Raw genomic sequence first — 2,394 nt, 5'->3', positions numbered from 1 at the left:
ATCTCGCCATCGAGCCCTTCGGTGAAGATGGTCGAGACCAGAAGGTCGTGCAGGTAGGTCGGTGACTGCATGGCTGCCTCTCGGAGGAGGGGTGCCTCCGTCTGGAAGCCGCCGCCGCCCTCGTGGCCGTTCCAGGGCCACACGGAGATCTCCTTCGGGCCCTGCCAGTGGTTGTATCCGGCGAACACGGTCGAGGGCGGGCAGACGTCGTCCATCAGCGCCACCGAGTAGAGCGCGGGCACCTGGCCGCGGGCGGCGAAGTTGAGCCCGTCGAAGTACGACAGCGTGCGGAAGACCTGGTCGGCGGTGTCCCTGCGGGTGGAGAGGAAACGCACCAGCTCCTGGTACGGGTCCTTCCCGGTGATCTCGACCGCCCGCCGGAAGTGGGTCAGGAACGGCACGTCGATCAGCGCCGCCTTGACCGCTGGATGCAGCGCGGCCGTGGCCTGCGCGATGCCGCCGCCCTGGCTGCCGCCCGAGACGACGACCCGGCTCGCGTCCACCGCCGGGTGCTCGAGGGCCGCGTCCACGGCCCTGACGGCGTCGGTGAAGACGCGCCGGTAGTAGTAGTCGTCCGGGTCGAGGATGCCCCGGGTCATCATGCCCGGCGCCTGCGGCGAGGCGCTGCCGTGCGGGTCCCCGGTCGCGCCGGGGCTGCCGGCGTTCGCGCCGCCGTGGCCGCGCGTCTCCATCACGAACACCGCGTACCCGGCCGACGGCCAGAACAGGTGATCCTTGGCGAACCCGCGACCGCCGCTGTAGCCGATGTAGTGCATCACGCACGGCACCGGGCCCTCGACGCCGCGCGGCACCAGGAACCACCCGTTGATCCGGTGCCCGCCCCAGCCCGCGAAGGACACGTCGAACACGTCGACGGTGGCGAGGGGCAGGTCGTACGGGACGTACTCGGCGCTCAGGTCGAACTCCCTGGCCTCGGCCAGGGTGCGTGACCAGAACGCGTCGAAGTCCGCGGGCTCGTCGCGTTCGGGGAGGTAGCTGCGGAGTTGCTCAAGCGGCAGGTCGAACAGTGGCACGGAATCTCCAGCCTCGTAGAGGGACGCTGATATTTCACCTCATCCCGCCGGTAAGCGCTATCCCACTCCGCGTCCGGAATCCCATCCACCTGACCGAAACCCGTGGCGTGCACTAACGTCCCCATGTGGCTTCTTTCGCCAGGCTGGCCGGACGGGCGGTGGCGGGCGCCGGGGTGCTGGCCCTGTCGCCGGTCCTCGGGCTGGCCACTTTGGCCGGGATGGCGATGGTGGGCGCGGAGGCGACCACGTTCACGGTGACGGGGCTGGCGGTCTTCGCGTCGGTGTTCTTTCTGGGGCTGCTGCTGTGCGTGCCCAGGCCGAGGGCCGTGTGGGGGCGCTGGTTGCGGGCGCTGGCGATCCTCGGGGTGGAGGCGGCCGTCGTGTGGCCGGTCGGCGTCGCCACGCTGCGCCCGCCGCAGCCCTCCGCTCCCCCGGCGCCGGTGGCCGGGCAGCGCGAGTGGCGGCTGGCGACGGGCTCGGAGCTGGCGTACGTACGGCTCGCGCCGAAGCGGGTCACGCGCCCCGACCCCGTGGTGTTCCTGCACGGCGGGCCCGGCGTGGCCGACCTGGCGGCCTCCTCGGCCTTCTTCAGGAAGCTGACGGCGGACGGCTACCAGGTGTACGTCTACGACCAGCTCGGGGCCGGGCGCTCGGCCCGGCTGCGGGACCCGCGCGAGTACGGCCTGACGCGCGACGTGGAGGACCTGGAGGCCATCAGGCAGACCGTGGGCGCGGACCGGCTGAACCTCATCGCCCACGACTACGGCGCGCAGCTCGCCACCGCCTACCTGGCCGCGCACCCCGACCGGGTGGCGAAGGCCGTCCTGGCCTCCCCCATCGGGCTGCCGCCGGAGCGGAAGCCGGACGGCGAGGTCGAGCTGGCGGCGATGTTCGGGCCGGGCGGCTCGCCGGATCCGCGCCTGCTCGCCGTCTCCACGCTGCTGCAAGTGGACCCGCGGGCCGCGCACGCCTTCGCGGGTGACCGGGAGCTGGACGCCTACCTCGGCCTCGTCCGGCAGGGGGAGCCGCATCCGTGCCCGGCCGCCGCCACGACCGGATCCGGGGGGTACGTCGGCCTGACCGGGCGGACGGCGCCTTCCTCGCTCCCGTTGAGCCTGTCCGAGGCGAAGTCCCCCGTGCTGATCGTCAAGAGCCGGTGTGACGAGGAGGGCTGGACGTCGGCCATGGCCTACCGGCGGGCGCTGCCGTCGGCCACGCTCGCCTACCTCGACGACCAGGCCTCCACGGACGCCTATGCGAGCGAGCCGTACCTCGGGGTCCTGCGGGCGTTCCTGTCCGGGCGCCCGGTGGAGGCGTACGAGGGCGAGCGCCCGCCGCCCGGCTACCGCGGCCCGAGCTG

At 72.8% G+C, this 2,394-nt stretch carries 2 protein-coding genes; one reads left to right on the top strand and one right to left on the bottom strand.

The genetic code is table 11. From position 1 onward, the window contains the following. Positions 1-1,034, bottom strand: a 1,034-nt coding sequence (locus tag ACWEPL_RS65135) for an acetylxylan esterase (protein WP_452443059.1), incomplete at its 3' end; no start/stop codon positions are given. 125 nt (positions 1,035-1,159) lie between these two features. On the opposite strand from ACWEPL_RS65135, the gene ACWEPL_RS65130 reads away from it, so the two are divergent. Next, positions 1,160-2,394: alpha/beta hydrolase (locus ACWEPL_RS65130; protein ID WP_452443057.1), on the top strand; the 1,235-nt coding region annotated here is incomplete at its 3' end.

This window comes from Nonomuraea sp. NPDC004186 (assembly GCF_053603495.1).
Note: the sequence above shows the minus strand (reverse complement) of the source record. Positions and strands in the feature narration are given on the sequence as shown.